This window comes from Streptomyces sp. NBC_01142 (assembly GCF_026341125.1).
GTDB lineage: Bacteria > Actinomycetota > Actinomycetes > Streptomycetales > Streptomycetaceae > Streptomyces.
This window is the reverse complement of the sequence record NZ_JAPEOR010000003.1, coordinates 1,231,583-1,250,176: the sequence shown is the minus strand read 5'-3', so window position 1 is coordinate 1,250,176 and position 18,594 is coordinate 1,231,583. Positions and strand designations below refer to the sequence as shown.

Sequence of the window (18,594 nt, the reverse complement as noted above, 5' to 3'; positions counted from 1 at the left end):
GCCCGGGGCCTGCGGTCTGCGGTCTGCGGTCTGCTGCACAAGCCGAGGCCCTCTGACCTCTTACGCCTCTGGTAGTCCTGACGCAGGGCGTCAAGGGTCTGGGCGGCCTCGGGAAGGTCCGCCTTCCGGCATCCGCCGGTGGCCGTGGAGCCGGCCTGGGCTGGTGGTGCGTTCGGGGTCGTGGAGGAGGACCGTGTCTGGCGTTCACGGGCCGAGGGCCGACCGGATCGGCGTGTGGGGTGCCGAGGCGACTGGGCCGTGGGCGCCGCTGAAGATCGCGCTCGAGCCGGAGGGCGTCTGGTTGAGGACCCAGAGGCTGATCAGTACGGCGAGTGCGAAGACGACCGTAATGAGGACCGCCAGGACCAGGCGGCGTTTGCGTTCCCTGCGGAGCCAGTCCCCGCGGGCGGTGCGATAGGCGTCGGGGGCGGGCTGCACCTGATGTGCGAGGGCTTCCAGGGCCTCGCGGAGCTGCTTCTCGGTACCGGGGGCGCCCGGGGTGGTGCTCATCGCCGTGCCTCCATCGCCTGGGTGAGAGCGGCGAGGCCGCGCGCGGTATGGGTCTTGACCGATCCTGCCGAAATACCCATCGCCGCGGCGATCTCGCCTTCTTTGAGGCCGAGCCAGTGGCGGAGCACGAGGGCTTCCCGCTGCCGGGCGGGCAGTTGCTGGAGTGCGTCGACCAGCACCCGTTGGTCGTCACGGAGCAGGGCCGAGTTCTCGGCGGAGGCGACCGGGTCGGCAGCGGGGGCCTCGGCGTGCCGGCGGGCGACCTGGAGATGGCGTATCCGCATCCGAATCAGATTGCAGACAGTGGAGCGCAGATACGCTTCCGCGGAGTCGGCATCGCGGAGTTTCCGCCACCTCCGGTAAATCTGGTAGTACGCCTCGGCCACGATGTTCTCGGGGTCGTCTGCGCCCAGCAGCGCGGCGAGGCGGAGCATCGAGGCGTAGTGCTCGTCGAAGAGCCGGGCGACGGCCGCCTCCCGCTCCTGTTCGACCGGGTCGGCCGACACCTGGCGCGGCAGAACCTTGTCCGCGGCTGCGCCGGCGTTACCGACCGGCTGTCCCGCAGCGGTGGAACAGCAAGGCCTCTTATGGTGCGTCTCATGGGTTACTCGATCCTGTCCCAGGCCGGCGCCTGACTGTCAGACAAGGGGGCAGTGCGGTGGAGTCCGCAACCCGGGGTGTGCCGATCCGGTCCAGCACTGCGGTGCCGATCAGCGCGACTGCCAGGTTGATGATCAGGGCGGCCAGCCCCGCGTAGATCTCCGGCGGATGACCGGACATGCCGGGCAGGCCGAGCGGTACGACGGGTGAGAAGCCCTCCCGTACGACCATGACCGTGCCGAACACCATCCCCGCGGCCCATCCTGCGAGCAGCGCCCGGTGGTGCAGCCGACGTGTGAAGAGCCCGATGGCCACCGCGGGGAAGATCTGGAGGATCCAGACGCCGCCGAGGAGTTGGAGGTTGATGGCGTCCTGGTCCCGCAGCCCGAAGATGAACGCGACCGCTCCCGCCTTCGCGGTCAGGGAGACCGCCTTGGCGATCCGCACCTGGCGCTTGGGGGTGGCGGTGGGGTGGAAGTACTCGACGTATACGTTGCGTACGAACGAGGTCGCGGCTGCGATCGACATGACGGCGGCCGGGACCATCGCTCCCACGGTGATCGCGCCGAAGACCAGACCCGCCAGCGGCGCAGGCATCAGACGGTCCACCAGGATGGGGACCGCGGCCTCGGCGCCTCCCTCAGGGGCCTCGACGCCCGAGGCGAGCGCCGCGATGCCGAGCATCCCGAACAGCGCGAGCACCGCGGTCCAGGCCGGCAAGGCGACGGCGACCCGGCGCAGGACGCGCGGGCCGGAGGCGGCGAAGGCGGCGGTGAGGACGTGCGGGTACATCAGCAGGGCCAGCGCCGAGCCCAGGGCGAGGGTGGCGAAGGCCGGCTGCTGGTCCGGTGAGAGGACGAGGGAGGCATGGCCGGCGTCCGGACCGGAGAGCTGGCGGGCGGCCTCGTCGAAGACCGCACCGGGGCCGTCGAGCTGGGCCAGGACGAGCCAGCAGACGGCGAGTACCGAGCCGAAGACCGCCACGCCCTTGAGCGCCGAGATGACGGTGGGCGCGCGCAGACCGTGCCGGTAGGTCGCCACCGCGAGACCGGCGAAGATCGCGGCCATCGCCAGGTCACCGGTGGCGGCACTGGGGTAGAGCCCGCCCGCGGTGAGCACCGCGCGGATGCCCACTAGCTGCAGGGCGAGGTACGGCATGGTGGCGAGGATGCCGGTGAGCGCGACCACCAGGGCCAGCGGCGCCGAACCGTAGCGTCCCCGCACGAAGTCGGCTGCCGTGACATACCCATGGTCCCGCGCCACAGTCCACATCCGGGGCAACAGCACGAAGGCCAGAGGACAGACGATCACGGTGTAGGGCAGGGCGAAGAAGGCGGGCGCGCCGTTGCCGTACACCAGGCCGGGTACGGCGGCGAAGGTGTACGCGGTGAAGATCGTGCCGCCCAGCAGGAGCCACGTCCATATCGTGCCGAGGCTCCGGTCGGCCAGCGCCCAGCCTTCGAGGCAGGGCAGGTCGTCGTTGGAGTGCAGGCGGCGGGCGGTGACGGCGAGCAGGGACGCACCGCCGATGACGGCGAGGAACGCCGCGGCCATGGGGCCTTCGGTCATCGGTAACCGTCCTTGTGTCCCAGGTGTGCGCGAGCCCTGTCGCCTACGAGTTGCGTAGGGGGCTGGCTGCGATGACAGGGAAATCTGGGAAATCTCTGAGAAATCTGCTGTCAACTAAATCTCGGACGTCGGCAACTCTTGCACAGACCGACAGGAATGAGGAGGTCACAGTGGATCGGACCGCGTTCCCCCGCCACCGCCGCGCCTTGCGTCGGGCCGCGGCCGGTGTCTGCCTCGTCGCTCCCGTCGTTGGCCTGCTGTGGGTGCCCTGGTACGCGCAGGAGCGGCCGGAGCTGGCTGGGGTGCCGTTCTTCTACTGGTACCAGCTCGCCTGGGTGCCGCTGTGCAGTCTTGCCGTGCTCGCGGCGTATCTGCTGACCCGGCGCCAGTCAGAGCCCTGATTGAGCCCTTCGAGCAACTCGCCTCGCTGATCACTTCTATTCGCCTGCCAAGGTGAGGAGCCGCCATGCCCGGATCCGTCCGCACAAACAGGATGAACAGCGCAAATCGGAAATCGATCTTGCTGTGGACCTGTGTCGCCCTGCTCGGTGCCTTCGCCTGGGGCGTGGTGGCCCTGGCCCGGGGCGAGGAGATCTCCGCCGTCTGGCTGGTGGCCGCGGCGCTGGGCTCGTACGCCATCGCGTACCGCTTCTACTCACGCTTCATCGCCCGCCGTGTGCTGAAGCTCGATGACAGCCGGGCCACCCCTGCCGAGCGGCTCGAGGACGGCGTGGACTTCCAGCCGACCGACCGCCGGGTCCTGCTGGGCCATCACTTCGCCGCGATCGCCGGGGCCGGGCCGCTGGTCGGTCCGGTGCTGGCGGCCCAGATGGGGTATCTGCCGGGGACCATCTGGATCGTCGTCGGTGTGATCTTCGCCGGGGCGGTGCAGGACATGGTGGTGCTGTTCCTGTCCATGCGCCGTGAGGGGAAGAGCCTGGGGCAGATGGCCCGTGAGGAGATCGGAAAGGTGGGCGGGGCGGCCGCGCTGCTCGCGGTCTTCGCCATCATGATCATCCTGCTGGGGGTGCTGGCGCTGGTCGTGGTCAATGCTCTCGCCCACTCCCCGTGGGGGACCTTCTCGGTAGCCATGACCATCCCCATCGCCCTCTTCATGGGCTTCTACCTGCACTATCTGCGCCCGGGACGGGTCACTGAGACCAGCCTGATCGGTGTCGCGCTGCTGCTCCTGGCCATCGTGGGCGGCGGGTGGGTGGAGAACTCCTCACTCGCCGGAGCCTTCACCTGGAGTCCTGCGACTCTCGTCTTCTGCCTGGCCGGCTACGGATTCGTCGCCTCCGTCCTGCCGGTGTGGATGCTGCTTGCGCCGCGCGACTACCTCTCCACGTTCATGAAGGTCGGCACCATCGCACTGCTCGCTGTCGGTGTACTGGTGGCCGCGCCCACGCTTCAGGCCGAAGCAGTGACCGACTTCGCCGCCTCCGGCGCCGGACCGGTCTTCGCCGGCTCCCTCTTCCCGTTCCTGTTCATCACCATCGCCTGCGGCGCACTCTCCGGCTTTCATTCCCTGGTCGCCTCCGGGACCACCCCGAAGCTGATCCAGAAGGAATCCCAGGTACGGATGATCGGCTACGGCGCGATGCTGATGGAGTCCTTCGTCGCCGTCATGGCCCTGATCGCCGCCGCGGTACTCGACCCGGGCCTGTACTACGCGATGAACGCCCCGGCGGGGCTGCTCGGCACCACCGCCGAATCCGCCTCCCAGGCGGTGGCCGGCCTAGGCTTCACCATCACTCCCGATCAGCTGACCGCCGCCGCCAAGGCAGTGGAGGAGCAGACGCTCATCGCCCGCTCCGGCGGTGCGCCCACCCTCGCCGTGGGAATGTCGGAGATCTTCTCCGGGGTCTTCGGAGGCGCGGCGATGAAGGCCTTCTGGTACCACTTCGCGATCATGTTCGAAGCGCTGTTCATCCTCACTACGGTCGACGCGGGCACCCGGGTGGGCCGCTTCATGCTCCAGGACATGCTCGGCAACATCTGGAAGCCGATCGGCCGCGTCAACTGGAAGCCGGGAATCTGGATCACCAGCGCAGTGGTCGTGACAGCCTGGGGCTACTTCCTCTACTCCGGCGCCACCGATCCGCTCGGCGGGATCAACCAGCTCTTCCCGCTCTTCGGAATCGCCAACCAGCTGCTCGCCGCCGTCGCCCTCACCGTCTGCACCACCGTCCTGGTCAAGTCCGGACAGCTGCGCTGGGCCTGGGTCACTGCGGTCCCGCTGGCCGGGGTGGTCGCAATCACCTTCACCGCCGGCTGGCAGAAGATCTTCTCCGACGACCCCCGCGTCGGCTTCTTCGCCCAGAGGGCCCGCTACGCCGACGGGATCGACGCCGGCACCGTCCTTCCTCCCGCCAAGACCATGGACGACATGCACACCGTGGTCACCAACTCCACTGTCGACGGAGTCCTCATCGCTCTGTTCCTCCTGCTGGTCATGACCGTAATCGCCAACGCGGCCATGGTGTGCGCCCGCGCCCTGCGCTCGCCCGCCCCGATGCCGACCGCGGAAGCGCCGTACGTCGCCTCGCAGATCGAGGCACCGGTTCCGGGACCCCGCAAGGCGCTCGCCGGAGCCCGCGAATGAGGCTCCGTCAAGTGCTGGATGGACTGCGCTGGTACGTACGGGAGTTCACCGGCGAGGCTGAATACGACCGCTACTGCGAACGTCACCGCCGCAACCACCCCTACGCCCCGGTCCCCACCCGCCGGGAGTACGAGCGGCTGCGTATCCAGCAGCAAGAGGCCCACCCGACCAGCCGCTGCTGCTGATCGACTCGGGGTGCCGCGCCGTTGTGCCGGTGCGGCCCCACTCCCCTAGGACCCCAGATCCTGCGACGCCAGGACCGGATCCGTCTGGTCTGCGCGAGCCCCGAACTCGACGCCCGAGACGGGCACAGCGCACGATCCGCCCTCCTGCCAACCGCGCGGCCTCAGCAGACGACGCGCCGCGGCGTCCCTTCCTGAACGGAAAACCCGCACGACTCGGCGGTCTATTGAGCCGCCCTTGTCGGCAACAGCACTTTGGAGCCTCATTGATGAGCAGGCATGGTCGGCAAGGCGGCTCGCGCCTGGAGAAGAACGGGCTGAGAGCGAATGCTCTGGGGGCGGCGGATGCGGTGGTGATGGCGGTCGCGGGCAGTGCGCCCGCGTATACCCTCGCGGCGGCCACGGCGGTGCTGACGGGGGCGGCCGGGCTGGCAAGCCCGGCCGCCCTGCTGTCGTGTGCGATACCCATGGTGGGAATCGTGCTGGCGTTCAAGTATCTGGGCCGACTCGACGTCAACGCCGGGGCCAGTTACTCGTGGGTCGGCCGTGCTCTGCATCCGGGGCTGGGCTTCTTGAGCGGGTGGGCGCTGGTGGTGTCCGCGACGTTGTTCATGGTGGCCGGGGCCCTGCCGGCCGGCTCCTACACCCTGTCGTTGTTCTCCGACAGCTGGGCGCAGAACGGGACGTTGGCCGCCGCGGTGGGGGCGTTCTGGTTCCTGCTGATGGCGGCGCTGGTGGTGAAGGGGGCTCGGATCAGTGCCCGCGCGCAGTGGGTGATGACCGGGATCGAGGTGGCGATCCTGCTGGTCGTCGGCGTGGCCGTGCTGGTCCGCGGGGGCGGCGCGGCGGTGTTCTCGTGGTCGTGGCTGTTCGATGTCACCAGTCTGGGCGGGCCCGAGGGGTTCGCCGGCGTCGCTCTTATCGCGGCGTTCTACTTCTGGGGCTGGGATGTGACGGCGAACCTCAGCGAGGAGACCAGCGACAGCCGTCGGGTGTCTGGGCTGGGCGGGCTGCTCGGCGTGGTCAGTGTCCTGGCGGTGTTCGAGGTCGTCACGATCGCGGTGAACCTGGTCATGTCCCAGGGCGACATCCAGAGGAGCAGCGGCACGGTCCTGGCAGACCTCGGTGATGCACTGTGGCCGGGCTGGGGAGGCAAGGCCATGGTGATCGCGGTGATGCTGTCCACGATCGCCACCCTGGAGACGACGCTGATCCAGGTCACCCGCACCCTGTTCGCGATGGGACGCGACCGCACCCTCCCGGCCGTCTTCGGACTCACCCACCGCCGATGGCAGACACCGTGGGCGGCCGTGACTGCAGTCGCCGCAGTCGCCCTCACGCTGCTGTTCGCCTCCAGTACGCTGGGCCCCGTCAACACCGTCCTCGCCGACGCGTTCAGCGCCATCGGCCTGCAGATCTGCGTCTACTACTCCCTCGCCGGAGTCTCCGTCGTCGTCGCCTACCGCAGACTGCTCCTCAAATCAGTGGCCAACGCCGTCTTCATGGGCCTGTGGCCGCTGTTCGGCGCCGTGTTCATGATGTGGGCCTTCTACCAGTCGCTGCTCAGCCTCGACGTCACGGTCCTGGTGATCGGCCTCGGTTCCCTGGCCGCCGGTGTCTTCCCCTTCGCCTGGTACGTGATCGCGGACAGCGAGTACTACACCGGCCGGCACGCCCGCCTGGACGCGTCCGTCGCCGACAGAGTGGAATCGCAGTACGGAGACGTCACCGCAGCCATGCCGGGACAGCACACCGGCCGCGTCAGCGACCTCTGACACCCGACGATGACCCCACCCAGGCCCGAACGCTCCCGCCGTTCCCGGACTCTGCGCTACGACCCCGCCTACGGAGACCGTCCACTCGCACAAGCCGTGCAGGACCTGCTGATCGGACGCTGGCAGGGTCCGCGCGACCTGCTGCACGCCACCGGGAACGACTGGGACCGACGAACCCACCGGATCAGACTCCTCGCCGAGACCGCCGCAGGCTGCCGCACCGTGGAGAGCTGGCAGATCGCCGAACCCCACAACGCCGACGCTCTCGTGCTCCGCGCAGACACCGAGGTGATGCGGCTGTTCTTCCAACTGGCACAAGAACAACAGCACACCTCGCCGCCCCCTGCACAGGACGTCTTCGACCGCACACGCCTCCATCACGCCGCCGACTTCTGCTTCCAGGCGAGCTACGCGTTCCCCGCGGACCCGATGCCCTGGATCTCCCTGCTCACCCTCGCCCGCCTCTACGGCGCAGGACACCCCCACACCTGGCACTGGTGGCACGAACTCCGCACCCGCGACCGCCGCTCCCGCGAAGGACACCACCAGGTCCTGCGTCACCTGTCCGCCCGCTGGCACGGCTCCCACGGCAGCATGTACGACTTCGCGCGCGACACCGCCGCGGCCTCCCCGCTGGGCTCCCCCCTCGCCGTCCTCACCCAAGCCACCCGCGCCGAGCACTACCGCGAACTCATCCGCACCGAGGGAAAAAGCTCTATTGGACTCTCCTTCCATTGGACGCACGACGCACTGAACCCGGATCTCGACACCACGCTCGAACGGTGGATCGCACATCGCGGCCCCATCGAATACGCACAAGACGTCGCCGACCTCAACCTGCTCGCCCACGCACTCGTCTACGCCAACCGACACCACGACGCCGCACTCGTCTTCCAACACCTCGGCAACCGGCCCACCATCACCCCATGGTCATACTCCGGAGACCCGCAAGCGCTCTTCACCCGATGGCACAACGAACTCCTCGCCGACAGATGACTTTCCCAAGAAGAAGCACGAGGCGACCAATCGGGACTGGTGAGCGCGTATGCCTCAGGAGGGCACGGGTGACGACGGGAGCCGGTCTCAGCTGAAAGCTGCCGCATTCGCGGCTCAGGGGATGGCGAGTGACCCCTTCTTGGTCTCTGACGGCGACGCCGGCACCTGAGCGTCGTGCGGGCACCGAGCCGGGCTCGCTGCAGTTATCCGTGTCTCCCCTGAGAGAGGGTGCGCCGGCCCCATTGAACCAGTGTCAATTCACGCTTGCGGGCTGGGAATCCCTCCCATCAGGTGTGTAACAGTCCGTGGAACGAAGGGGGTTCAGCGATCCGAGAGTTCTGACGGATGGTTTACTGGATTCGGTGATGCGGCACGAGCCAGCCGTGCCATCGCTCCGTCACCCCGGGGGTGCTGAGGCTCTGAGCGTCGGGTGGCCGGTCCCACGAGGACCGCGTTGACTCGCGGCCGGCACGGAACGGCTGGATCACCGTCGGTCCGGCGGGCTGAGGTCGGTCTGACCTCCCACGGCGCACCGCCCACCGGTCGGACTCCGAGCCTGTCCGGCAAGGCTGTCCAGCCGGTGACGGGTATGCACGAGAGAAGAGGCCCACGGGTGGCTGGGACGCGCAGAGAGTCCGGAAATCTTCCTGCGGACACGACGAGCTTCGTCGGCCGACGCGCCGAGTTGTCGCGCGCCCGGCAACTGCTGGCGCGGACAAGGCTGTTGACTCTGACGGGTCCGGGCGGCATGGGCAAGAGCCGGCTCGCCTTGAGGCTGGCGGCGCAGGTGCGGCGTTCCTTCCCCGACGGCGTCTGGCTGGCAGACCTCGCCGTGGTCGAGAAGGAAGAGCTGCTCGAGCACACTGTGCTGGCGGCCTTCGAACCGAACCACGACATGGGCAGCCCGCCGCTGGCCGCGCTGAGCGGTCACCTTCGTGACAAGCGGGTCCTGCTGCTGCTCGACAACTGCGAACACCTGCTGCACTCCTGTGCGGTCCTGGCCGACGCGCTGCTGGCTGCCGCTCCGGGCCTGCATATCCTCGCCACCAGTCGGCAGGCTCTGGGCGTCGCGGGAGAGTGCCTGCTGACGGTGCCCCCGCTCTCGGCCCCCGACCCGGACGATCCCAGACCGGTCGGGCAAGCCGGGCTCAGCGACGCGCTGGATCTGTTCGCCGACCGGGCGGCCGCATCTCTGGGAGAGTGCGCATCCCCGGAGTACGGCAGGACGGCCGCCCTGATCTGCCGTCGCCTGGATGGCATTCCGCTGGCCATCGAGCTGGCCGCCGCCCGGCTGCGGGTACTGACCTGCGAGCAGATCCTGGAACGGCTGGGCGACCGGTTCGAGTTGCTGGCCGGGGGAAGCAGAGCCGCCCTGCCCCGCCAGCAGACCATGCGCGCAGCCCTCGACTGGAGCTTCGATCTCTGCGCCCCCAAGGAGCAACTGCTATGGGCCAGACTGTCCGTCTTCCCAGGCGCCTTCGACTTGGAGGCGATCGAGTCGGTGTGCACAGGTTCCGGCCTCGCCGCCCAGGAGGTCTTCGACCTCGTGGCAGGCCTGGTGGACAAGTCCGTGCTGGTCCGAGAGGAGCAGCACGCTCGGTACCGCATGCTGGAAACCCTCCGCCAGTACGGTTGCCTGAGGCTGCCCGACGGGACTGGCCGGGCGCTGCGCCGCCGCCACCGCGACTACTACCAAGCGCTCGTACTGCGTGCCGAGACCGAGTGGTTCACCGGCGAGCAGACGGCCTGGTTTGCCCGCCTGCACCAGGAACGGCCCAATCTCCGCACCGCACTCGACTACTGCCTGACCGAACCGGGCGAGGCCCAAGCCGGTCTGGAGACAGCCGGATCGCTTTGGTGCCACCGCCTCGGCGCGGGCAGCCTGGAGGAAGAGCGGCACTGGCTGGGCCGGGCGCTCGCATCGGACGCCACGCCCAGCCTCGCCAGGCTCAAGGCCCTGTGGGCCGACGGATGGCTGGCTCTCCTGCGCGGCGACACTCCCTCGGCACACGTCCGGCTGGTGGACTGCCGGGCGTTGGCACAGTCTCTCGATGACCCGCTGGCGCAGGCGTACGCCGAGCAGTTCGACGCTCTGTCCGCCCTCTTCCAGGACGACTTCGCGCGCGCCATCCCCTTGTTCGAGGGAGCCCTCGCCCTCTACCGCAGCCACGGAGACATCGGCGACACATGGGCCACCCTGTACCTGCTCAGCCTGGCCTGCTGCCTTTCCGCCGACCCACGCGCCGCCGCCCTCGGCGAGGAGTGCCTGGAGCTGTGCGACGCCCACGGCGCTCAGTGGTCCCGCTCGTTCGCACTGTGGCTCCTCGGACTCCAGAACTGGCTGGACGGAGACACTCGGCAGACCGTCAGGCACCTCCAGGAAAGCCTGAGCACCGGCCGACCCGCGTTCAATGGGCTGGCCGTGGCCCAGTGCCTGGAAGTACTGGCCTGGGCGCGCGCCAGCGACGGGGACGGCGCGCAGGCTGCGGAGCTGCTGGGCGCGGCGCAGAGCGCCTGGGAGAAAGTCGGCGCCATACTGCCCGGTGTCGGGCGCCTGCTCCACCATCGCACCGAGTGCGAGGCGCTGCTCCGAGAAACCCTGGGCGAGGAGTGCTTCACTGCGCACATGCAGTCAGGCGCCGCCTCGACCATGGAGCAGGCCATCGCGCGCGCACTCAACAAGCCTCCCGCGCCACCCAGCCCTCCGGAGCATGATCCTATGACCGTGCTCACTCCTCGGGAGCGTCAGGTCGTTCTTCTGGTCACTCGGGGACTGACCGACAAGCAGATCGCGGCCCAGCTCGTCATCTCGCCGCGCACCGCGCAGGGACACGTCCAACGCATCCTGGCCAAGCTCGGGTTCACGACCCGCACCCAGATCGCCACCTGGGCTCAGGAGCGTACCCCCCTCTGAGTCTCCGGCCGCCCCGAACAGACCGCTCCCGGCGGCCGGGGAGTTGCGACGCGGTCGGCTATTGAGGACCGTGGCCCGGGCCCACGCGGCCGAGTGCCCCGGATACAGTCCCTTTGCGGTGTGCCTGGTCAGAGGGCGAGGTGCACAGCGAGTTGCTCCCACTGCCGTACGGACGGGGAGTCGGGTGTGGTGGTCACAAGGTGGAGGCTGACGTGGTCTGCTCCGGCGTCGAAGTGCGTGAGGACGCGGCGGGCGATGTCCTCGGCGCGACCGTGAGCCACCAGCGCGTCGACCAGCCGGTCGTCGAGCGCGTCCGGGTTCTCGTGTCCAAGTCCGCGCAGCAGTTGGTGGCGGTTCGGCAGGGCGGCTGCGGCAGCGTTGCGAGCCAGGTCGGCGGTGTCCGCTCGGTCGTGGGTGAGCACGCACAGCTGCGTGATGGCCAACAGACCGCCGTCTCCGAGGATGGTCCTGGCAGCGCGGGTGTGTTCGACGGGCATGCCCAGCACCGTTGCACCCCGGGCGCGTTCGGCGGCGAGGGCGAGCATGCTGGGGCCCAGGGCGGCGAGTACGCGGTGCGGCGAGACGGCAGCGTCGGGTGGCCCGAACGGGGCGGTGTCCAGCGCGTCGAGGTAGGAGCGCATGGTGGCCAGGGGCGGGCCGAAGCGGTGGCCGCGGATGTCCTGGGCCAGGCTGGGGTGGCTTTCCCACAGGCTGAGCAGGAACCGTCCGGGGAATGCCTCGTCCAGGGTGCGTTGCGCGGCGGCGGCCGTGACAGGGTCGCGGGCGTAGATGTCGGTCATGCCGGCGGCCACGGTGATGTGCCGGGTGGCCGACAGGAGGATCGCGGCGTGCGCCATGGCCTCGCGTCCCGTGGTCTCGGGGAACCACAGAGTGCCGAAGCCGAGGTCCTCGATCGCGGCGGCTGCCCTGCGGACCTCGGGTGCGGGGAGACGGTCGAAGTCCCCCGCCCAGATCCCGATGCGCCCGAGGTCGTGGGTGCGGGCACTCACGCGTCCTGCCGTGCGGTGCGCGTGGAGTCCAGGAACGCGGCGATCTGGGACGCGCCGGTGCACTCCAGCCAGGTACGGAAGTCCATCGCACCCGGGTGGATCTTCCGGGTGGAGGGGATGTCCGCGCGGTAGCCGCGTTCGTTGAGCCAGTCGTTCGCGTAGGCGAAGTCTTCACTCAGCGCCCGGATCGCGTCGATCGGGATCTGAACATAGGGAAGCGGTATGCCGAGTGCCTTCCCGATGGCCGCGGCGATCTGAAGCGGCGTGAGTTCGTCCCCGGCCAGGGAGACCGCCCGGCCGATCCACTCCTTGGGCCGGGTCAACGCCAGCGCGGTAACGGCGCCGACGTCGTCGACGGCCATGATCTGCTGGGGGACCTCCGGCGCGAGCCCGGTGGCCAGGTTCCCGTTCCGCAGCGCGTATCCGCCGGTGAAGTTCTCCATGAAGGACACCGGCCTCAGGATCGTCGCAGGCAGGCCGAGGGCGGCGATGTGCTGCTCGATCCGCCACTTGCTGACCAGGTTCACCGGCAGCTTCTCCTCAAGGTGTCGGTCCGCTTCGGCGACCGAGGTGAAGACGAAGTGCCCGATACCTGCGGCGTGCGCGGCCTCCGCGACGTTCACGCCCCAGCGCACCTCGTCCTCGGCGGTGAAGTCCGGCGCGGTGCCGGGCGAGCCGACGGTGGGCTGGACGCTGAACAAGCCCCAGGCGCCCTCGGCCGCGGCCGTCAGGGAACCGACATCCTCCATCTGCGCCCGCACCACCTGCGCGCCGGCCCGCGCCAGGGCTGTGGCCTGCGCCCCGTTCGGGTCCCGCGTCAGCGCGCGGACCTGCCAGCCGGCGCGGAGCAGGTGATGTGTCACGGCCCTGCCCTGCAGGCCGGTCGCACCCGCCACCACGACGGTCTTCTGCGTCAGCTTCACGTTCTTCTCCATCGCGTCCGTGCGGAAGGGGAGCCACACCATAAGTGGGGTGGCCCTCCGTTTCTCGTTCGCTACGATATGGAGGGTCACCCCACTTATCAAGCTGTCAGGAGCACCCGTGCCGAAGGACGCCACCGCGCAACCCCGCCGGCAGATGCGTGCCGACGCCCGTCGCAACGTCGAGAAGATCGTGGCCGCCGCCGGGGCCCTGATCGCCGAGCATGGCGCCGACGCCTCCCTGGAGGAGATCGCACGCCGCGCCGGAGTCGGCTCGGCCACCCTGCACCGCCACTTCCCGTCCCGGCAGACACTCCTGGAGGCGGTCTTCAAGGGCCGAGTGGAGGCCTTGTGTGCGAAGGCGGACGACCTCCTCACTGAACCCGACCCGGGCCAGGCGCTGTCCACCTGGCTTCGCGCCGTCGGCGCGCACGCCGTGGCCAACCGCGGACTGGGGGCGTCGCTGATGCGCAACGGAGACCCAGCGCTGGGCGAGACCTGCCACGACATGATCACCACTGCCGGAGAAGCCCTCCTTTCGTGCGCCCGAGCCGCGGGCGTCGTGCGGTCCGGGATCACCATCACCCAGCTGCTGAAGCTCGTCGGCGCGATCGCACTGGCTACCGAGCAGGACGCCGACGGCCCGGCCGAGGCCGACCTCCTGCTTGTGATCGCCATCGACGGCGTACGCACGCGCTGACCCGGCACTCACAAACGATCCTGTTGTCCGAGCAAGATCACATAGGGTCGGGGAGGCGCCCGGAATTCCGGGATCCGCTCGACAGCTCGTTCTCACTCAAGAGCTGGTCATATCCCCTTCCGAGAACTGCATGGCGCGGATCCACGGCATGACGGACCATCAGGCCCCGATCCTCGCCCGCACCCCGGCGCGTATACGCTCTCGATCTTCACGGTGACGGCACCGAAGCGATTGGCGGGGAGAGCACTCGCTCGAGCTCAGGCAGACCGATGTGCTGGTTCATGGACGTGCTGGGACTTGGCCAGGTGGACCTGATCAGGCACTCCGTGGGCGGAGTCGTGGCTTGCTCGCGGAGGACCGTCACACGGTTTCGGCGTTCCTGCCGACTGAGGAGTGCTGAGGAGCACATCAGGCTGCGCTGCGGGGCGAAGACGCGGGCGCCCCGGCCGAAGCCGGGGCGCCCTCTGCGTGGCGTACCGGGGGGGACGGAACCCACTGGGATCCCTAGTTGGTCATGGTCTCGGTCGGCCCGCTGCTGACGCAGGCAGGCTGCCGAACCCATCGCCCATTGGCGTCGAGCTTGTCTTCAGCGACACCGGAGTCGTACATCATGGTGTTTCCCAACCCGGCGGGGTAGGTGACGGTGATCTTGGCATCGGTGCTGTACGTCCATTCGTCCCAACTCCCCTTGGCGAAGACGAACTTGCCGGTGTAGGTCTTGCTCACCGGGAAGGCCTTCACCCAGGTCGTGGAATGCGCGGGTGCTGCCGGCACTACGGCGCGGTAGGTCTTCTCCTCGGTCGAAGTGGTCCCCGTCTGAACCGAATGAGTGATCAGCTGAGACGCCTCGGCCGCGAAGTCGACGTGCCAGAAGTCGGTGGAGCTGCCGAGCTTGACGGTGACGGTCTGCTTCGAACCGTTGGCGATGGAGTCCGTGGTGATGGTCGACGTGCTGGTGGTCGACTTGTAGTCGACGGTCGTCGACGGGATCGCCACTTCGGTGTGCTGGGCCACCAGGCACTGTGCGACCCCTTCGTCATTGCCTGTCACCGCAGCCTGCGTCTGACTGTAACTGCAGTAGGGGTAGGCCGAATGCGCGGCAACGCTGGCATCGCACTTGGTCAGCGCGTACTTGGCCGCCCACTCAGTGGTGAAGTCCTGCCCGCTGTCGTCCAGGCGGGTGCCCCACAACTGGTTGTCACCGCCGTGGCAGGGCCACATGTTCAGGTAGTCCGAGTGGCCGGCGAGCCAGCTCTTGCCGACGTCGACGCATTGGTCGTCGGCTGCGCTGCGGATCATGAAGGATGTTCCGCTGTCCTTGACCGGACCAGGCTGGAAGTACCAGTACTGCTCCTTCTCGGACCCGCTGCAACGCTCCGCGCGCGGCGCCGCAGCCGTACCGTCATCGCAGCAGCGGCCGCCGTCGTACTCGCCGGAGGCGGCGTCACGTACGCCCTGATGGGCAAAGACGGCGCAACGAGCGGCGACCAGGAGCAGGCGGCACCGCCTGGGGGCAGCTCCCCGGCGGGCAGCGGTCAGCCGAGCGGGGGCGATACCGGCGTGGACAACCCGAGCGCCTCGCCCTCCGGAGGTGCGCGCGAGAAGCCGTCCCCCTCGCGGCTCCCGGACCAGGCTGGGGACGACGACGGCAAGGGCAGCGAGGCGGGCCCCGCGACGACACCGAGCAGCGACGGTGACAGTACGAACCCGTACTCGTCGGCCTCTCCGACGACCAACCCCAGCGCCGTCTACCTCAGCAACGACTACAGCGCCCTCTGCGCCGGTGCGGGCAACAAGATCACCAACGGTTCGAAGGTCATCCAGTGGGGATGCAGCAACGCCCAGGACGAACGGTGGGTGTTCGAGGCCACCACAGACTCCAACGGCAAACGCGCCTACTCCCTGCAGAACGCGTACTCGCGCAAGTGCATGGGCTCCGCGTCGAGCCTCGCCAACGGGGCAGGCATGGTGCAGTACACGTGCAACGGCGCGGTCGACCAGAAGTGGTGGTACGACCCGGGCACGCATGCACTGCGCAACGTCTACTCCGGCAAGTGCCTCGGCCTCGGCTCCAACGCGACCAAGGGATCACAGCTGATCCAGTGGACCTGCAACGGCGCACGGGATGAGAAGTGGTCCAAGACGGCGCGCTGAGCCAGGCAGCCGACCGACCTCAGGGGCACCAGGGCCACCAGCCCTGGTGCTTCCACGGGCTGGGCAGTCCGGATCACTGCCGGAGAAGTACGGTTCACGGAAAGGCGCTTGCACACGGCCGAGGAACTGGGCGATCGGCGGCACGTGGGAGCGGGTCTTCACCCGATCGCCCAGGCCGAAGCGGACGAGGACCTGGGCTGGGTGATCGCGGTCGACTCCACCACCGTGTGCGCGCACCAGCACGCGGCCGGGCACAAAGCCGAGAAGTCCAGGCCCGGGCCCGGACCTCCGGCCCGGACATGCTCGCTACCTGCCTGGAGTGGATGAAGCTCGCCCGCTGGCTGCACCGGCGGCAGCCGAGGCCGAACGTCGCCGCCTGACCGGCATGTCTGCCAACAAGGCCAACCCGGCCGGCTGGGCCGCGCTTGAGGAGTGGCTGCTGCCCACGGTGAAGACCGGCGAACCGGTCCCCGCCGGCACGGTCGGGAACAGCACTTGGGTGGCCCGCACTTACGTCGCCGCACTCACCGGCGGCCTCGCTGGCCATGTCGTCCGGTTCGCCAAAGCGCACGGGCTGAGGAAGCACCGCGACCTGAATCAGCATTCAGAATGCATATTTGATACGGTGCGCATGTGCGTTTGACGAAGTTCAGCGATCTGGCACTGCGCGCGGTCATGCGCCTCGCGGTCGCCCGGGACGGAGAGTCCCTGACAACTCGCGAGGTGGCCGGGGCGATGGATGTGCCGTACGCCCATATGGCCAAGGCCGTGGCCCGGCTCCAGCACCTCGGCGTGCTGGAGGCCCGGCGGGGCCGGGGCGGCGGCCTGGAGCTCACCGGTTTCGGCCGCGGCGCCTCGATCGGGTGGCTGCTGCGCGAGCTGGAGGGCGAGGAGGAAGTGGTTGCCTGCGAGGGGGACACCCCGTGCCCGCTGCGCGGCGCCTGCAGACTCCGGGGCGCCCTACGTGTCGCCCAGCAGGCGTTCTACAGCTCCCTCGACCCTTTGACCGTGTCGGACATCGTGTCCTCCCCCACGGGGCCGGTCCTGCTGACGCTCACAGGGCGGGACGCCGCCTGAGACTCACAGATCCCGACCACCGGGAACGCATGCCCAAAAATACGCAGATCACTTACCACTTTGGAGTTGGCGTGCTCTCCGAGCAATCCGTCCCTCTCGTCCGTGCCACTCTGCCCGCCATCGGCGGGGCTCTCGGTGAGATCACCGAGCGCTTCTACGGGAACATGTTCGCGGCCCACCCGGAACTGCTGCGCGACCTGTTCAACCGCGGCAATCAGGCCAGCGGATCCCAGAAGCAGGCCCTCGCCGGCGCGATAGCGGGCTTCGCCACGATGCTGGTGGAGCGCCCCGGCACCCGGCCGGACGTTCTGCTCTCGCGGATCGCCCACAAGCACGCCTCACTCGGCATCACCTCCGAGCAGTACAAGATCGTCCATCGGCACCTCTTCGACGCGATCGCCGGCGTGCTCGGCGACGCGGTCACCCCCGAAGTGGCCGCCGCCTGGGACGAGGTGTACTGGCTGATGGCCAACGCGCTGATCGCCCTGGAAGCGCGGCTCTACGAGAAGGCAGGCGCCGCCGAAGGCGAGGTCTGGCGACCCATGCGGGTGATCAGCCGTCGCGAGGAGACCCCCGACGTCGTCTCCATCACTCTCGTCCCGGCCGACGGTGAGCCGACCGGCACCTTCCTTCCCGGTCAGTACGTCAGCGTGCAGGCCGAACTGCCGGACGGGGCACGGCAGATCCGCCAGTACAGCCTGTCGCACGGCCCTGGAAACACCGAGTGGCGGATCAGCGTCAAGAAGGTCGACGGCACGACCGGACCCGCCGGTGAGGTCTCTTCCTGGCTGCACAAGCACCTTCGGGCAGGAGACACCCTCAGGGTGTCCGCGCCGTTCGGGGGCCTGACCCTGCCGGATGGTGACGGTTCGCTGCTCCTTGCCTCCGCAGGTATCGGCACCACACCCATGTTGTCCATGCTGCACGCACTGGCCGCCTCGGAATCAACCCGCCGGGTGATCATTGCGCACGCCGACCGCTCCCCCGCCGACCACGCCCATCGCGACGAACTCGTCCGGCTCGTCAAGGCGTTGCCGAAGGCCGAATGCCACCTCTGGTACGAGACGCCGGACAGCATCACCACTCATACGCGGACCGGACGGACCGACCTCGGAGTGCTAGACCTGCCCGAAAACCTCACGGCGTATCTGTGCGGCCCGCTGCCCTACCTCCGTGCGATCCGCAGCGACCTGCTGCACCACGGCGTACCGGCCGCCGGCATTCACTACGAAGTCTTCGGCCCCGACCTCTGGCTCGGACAGGACTAAGACCGCGTCATGCATAGTGAGGGTCAAAACCCGTGAACATCGCCCGACCGTGGATTCGGACGCCTCCCAAACCCGTGAACGACCGACTTCACGACTCGGGTTCTGGCTCAACTTCTGTGGAGCGCGCGCACGGGGTCACGGCCGCGCGTCGGGACTGTGGGATCGACCCGTATGTGTTGGCTGCGTCATCACCTGGGGGCATGAGCGCCCCGGTGGAGCAGGTCGCAGTTCGGCCCTGGGGCCCGGCTTCCCTAGTCCTCCGCTTCGTAGAGGAACGTTTCCCTATCCGAACCGACGTCAGAGTACGGCCACAA

Annotated in this window: 18 protein-coding genes; 12 read left to right on the top strand and 6 right to left on the bottom strand. The window is 68.8% G+C overall.

Annotation, left to right across the window (positions count from 1 at the left end; translation table 11 throughout):
• Window positions 1–204: 204 nt before the first annotated feature.
• The 3 genes from OG883_RS39820 to OG883_RS39810 all read right to left on the bottom strand — a co-directional run bounded on the left by OG883_RS39820 (window position 205) and on the right by OG883_RS39810 (window position 2,679).
• Complete coding sequence (locus OG883_RS39820; RefSeq protein ID WP_266551928.1) at window positions 205–510, bottom strand: hypothetical protein; 306 nt, start codon at window positions 508–510, stop codon at window positions 205–207.
• Window positions 507–1,016: an RNA polymerase sigma factor gene (locus OG883_RS39815; RefSeq protein ID WP_266551926.1), complete on the bottom strand. Its 510-nt coding sequence runs from the start codon at window positions 1,014–1,016 to the stop codon at window positions 507–509. The genes OG883_RS39820 and OG883_RS39815 overlap by 4 nt, the downstream gene beginning before the upstream one ends.
• Window positions 1,017–1,107: 91 nt before the next feature.
• Window positions 1,108–2,679 (bottom strand): sodium:solute symporter, encoded by a 1,572-nt coding sequence (locus OG883_RS39810; protein WP_266551924.1) that lies wholly within the window; start codon window positions 2,677–2,679, stop codon window positions 1,108–1,110.
• Window positions 2,680–2,849: 170 nt separating this feature from the next.
• On the opposite strand from OG883_RS39810, the gene OG883_RS39805 reads away from it, so the two are divergent.
• From OG883_RS39805 to OG883_RS39780, 6 genes are all read left to right on the top strand, one after another.
• The gene (locus OG883_RS39805; RefSeq protein WP_266551922.1) at window positions 2,850–3,080 is read left to right on the top strand and encodes a DUF3311 domain-containing protein; all 231 of its coding nucleotides are present in this window, start codon (window positions 2,850–2,852) and stop codon (window positions 3,078–3,080) included.
• A gap of 65 nt (window positions 3,081–3,145) precedes the next feature.
• Window positions 3,146–5,284: a carbon starvation CstA family protein gene (locus tag OG883_RS39800; RefSeq protein ID WP_323181055.1), complete on the top strand. Its 2,139-nt coding sequence runs from the start codon at window positions 3,146–3,148 to the stop codon at window positions 5,282–5,284.
• Entirely contained in the window at window positions 5,281–5,469 is a 189-nt protein-coding gene (locus tag OG883_RS39795) for a YbdD/YjiX family protein (RefSeq protein WP_266551916.1), read from the top strand. The genes OG883_RS39800 and OG883_RS39795 overlap by 4 nt, the downstream gene beginning before the upstream one ends.
• Before the next feature lie 266 nt (window positions 5,470–5,735).
• Entirely contained in the window at window positions 5,736–7,241 is a 1,506-nt protein-coding gene (locus OG883_RS39790) for an APC family permease (protein ID WP_266551913.1), read from the top strand.
• Between the two features lie 9 nt (window positions 7,242–7,250).
• Entirely contained in the window at window positions 7,251–8,237 is a 987-nt protein-coding gene (locus tag OG883_RS39785; RefSeq protein ID WP_266551911.1) for a hypothetical protein, read from the top strand.
• A 724-nt stretch (window positions 8,238–8,961) separates the two neighbouring features.
• Complete coding sequence (locus OG883_RS39780) at window positions 8,962–11,151, top strand: LuxR C-terminal-related transcriptional regulator (protein ID WP_266551908.1); 2,190 nt, start codon at window positions 8,962–8,964, stop codon at window positions 11,149–11,151.
• Window positions 11,152–11,279: 128 nt separating this feature from the next.
• Here the strand turns inward: OG883_RS39780 and OG883_RS39775 are convergent, their stop codons facing one another.
• Together OG883_RS39775 and OG883_RS39770 are read right to left on the bottom strand one after the other, a co-directional pair.
• On the bottom strand, window positions 11,280–12,161 hold the full coding sequence (locus tag OG883_RS39775) for a TIGR03620 family F420-dependent LLM class oxidoreductase (RefSeq protein ID WP_266551905.1): 882 nt from the start codon (window positions 12,159–12,161) through the stop codon (window positions 11,280–11,282).
• On the bottom strand, window positions 12,158–13,126 hold the full coding sequence (locus tag OG883_RS39770) for an NmrA/HSCARG family protein (RefSeq protein WP_266551902.1): 969 nt from the start codon (window positions 13,124–13,126) through the stop codon (window positions 12,158–12,160). Before OG883_RS39770 ends, OG883_RS39775 begins: the two co-directional genes overlap by 4 nt.
• A gap of 76 nt (window positions 13,127–13,202) precedes the next feature.
• Between OG883_RS39770 and OG883_RS39765 the strand changes: the two genes are divergently transcribed.
• Window positions 13,203–13,781 carry a TetR/AcrR family transcriptional regulator gene (locus OG883_RS39765; RefSeq protein WP_266551899.1) on the top strand — a complete coding sequence of 193 codons (579 nt, stop codon included), beginning with the start codon at window positions 13,203–13,205 and terminating at the stop codon, window positions 13,779–13,781.
• Between the two features lie 504 nt (window positions 13,782–14,285).
• Here the strand turns inward: OG883_RS39765 and OG883_RS39760 are convergent.
• Window positions 14,286–15,080: a hypothetical protein gene (locus OG883_RS39760; RefSeq protein ID WP_266551897.1), complete on the bottom strand. Its 795-nt coding sequence runs from the start codon at window positions 15,078–15,080 to the stop codon at window positions 14,286–14,288.
• Here OG883_RS39760 and OG883_RS39755 point away from each other — a divergent pair.
• The 5 genes from OG883_RS39755 (at window position 15,079) to OG883_RS39735 (ending at window position 18,280) form a co-directional block, all read left to right on the top strand.
• Window positions 15,079–15,240, top strand: a complete 162-nt coding sequence (locus OG883_RS39755) for a hypothetical protein (RefSeq protein ID WP_266551895.1) — start codon at window positions 15,079–15,081, stop codon at window positions 15,238–15,240. The two genes, OG883_RS39760 and OG883_RS39755, sit on opposite strands and share 2 nt — an antisense overlap.
• The gene (locus tag OG883_RS39750) at window positions 15,240–15,935 is read left to right on the top strand and encodes an RICIN domain-containing protein (RefSeq protein ID WP_266551893.1); all 696 of its coding nucleotides are present in this window, start codon (window positions 15,240–15,242) and stop codon (window positions 15,933–15,935) included. Before OG883_RS39755 ends, OG883_RS39750 begins: the two co-directional genes overlap by 1 nt.
• A gap of 319 nt (window positions 15,936–16,254) precedes the next feature.
• The gene (locus tag OG883_RS39745) at window positions 16,255–16,578 is read left to right on the top strand and encodes a hypothetical protein (protein WP_266551891.1); all 324 of its coding nucleotides are present in this window, start codon (window positions 16,255–16,257) and stop codon (window positions 16,576–16,578) included.
• Entirely contained in the window at window positions 16,569–17,012 is a 444-nt protein-coding gene (locus OG883_RS39740) for an Rrf2 family transcriptional regulator (protein ID WP_266551889.1), read from the top strand. Before OG883_RS39745 ends, OG883_RS39740 begins: the two co-directional genes overlap by 10 nt.
• Window positions 17,013–17,083: 71 nt before the next feature.
• Entirely contained in the window at window positions 17,084–18,280 is a 1,197-nt protein-coding gene (locus OG883_RS39735; protein WP_266551887.1) for a globin domain-containing protein, read from the top strand.
• The last annotated feature ends 314 nt before the right edge of the window (window positions 18,281–18,594 follow it).

Excerpts from the sequence above, each read along its gene's own strand:
- OG883_RS39750 (WP_266551893.1), top strand. The coding sequence starts at position 15,240 with ATGGGCAAAGACGGCGCAACGAGCGGCGACCAGGAGCAGGCGGCACCG.
- OG883_RS39760 (WP_266551897.1), bottom strand. The coding sequence starts at position 15,080 with ATGATCCGCAGCGCAGCCGACGACCAATGCGTCGACGTCGGCAAGAGC.
- OG883_RS39790 (WP_266551913.1), top strand. The coding sequence starts at position 5,736 with ATGAGCAGGCATGGTCGGCAAGGCGGCTCGCGCCTGGAGAAGAACGGG.
- OG883_RS39755 (WP_266551895.1), top strand. The coding sequence starts at position 15,079 with ATGAAGGATGTTCCGCTGTCCTTGACCGGACCAGGCTGGAAGTACCAG.
- OG883_RS39820 (WP_266551928.1), bottom strand. The coding sequence starts at position 510 with ATGAGCACCACCCCGGGCGCCCCCGGTACCGAGAAGCAGCTCCGCGAG.
- OG883_RS39785 (WP_266551911.1), top strand. The coding sequence starts at position 7,251 with ATGACCCCACCCAGGCCCGAACGCTCCCGCCGTTCCCGGACTCTGCGC.
- OG883_RS39800 (WP_323181055.1), top strand. The coding sequence starts at position 3,146 with ATGCCCGGATCCGTCCGCACAAACAGGATGAACAGCGCAAATCGGAAA.
- OG883_RS39795 (WP_266551916.1), top strand. The coding sequence starts at position 5,281 with ATGAGGCTCCGTCAAGTGCTGGATGGACTGCGCTGGTACGTACGGGAG.
- OG883_RS39810 (WP_266551924.1), bottom strand. The coding sequence starts at position 2,679 with ATGACCGAAGGCCCCATGGCCGCGGCGTTCCTCGCCGTCATCGGCGGT.
- OG883_RS39770 (WP_266551902.1), bottom strand. The coding sequence starts at position 13,126 with ATGGTGTGGCTCCCCTTCCGCACGGACGCGATGGAGAAGAACGTGAAG.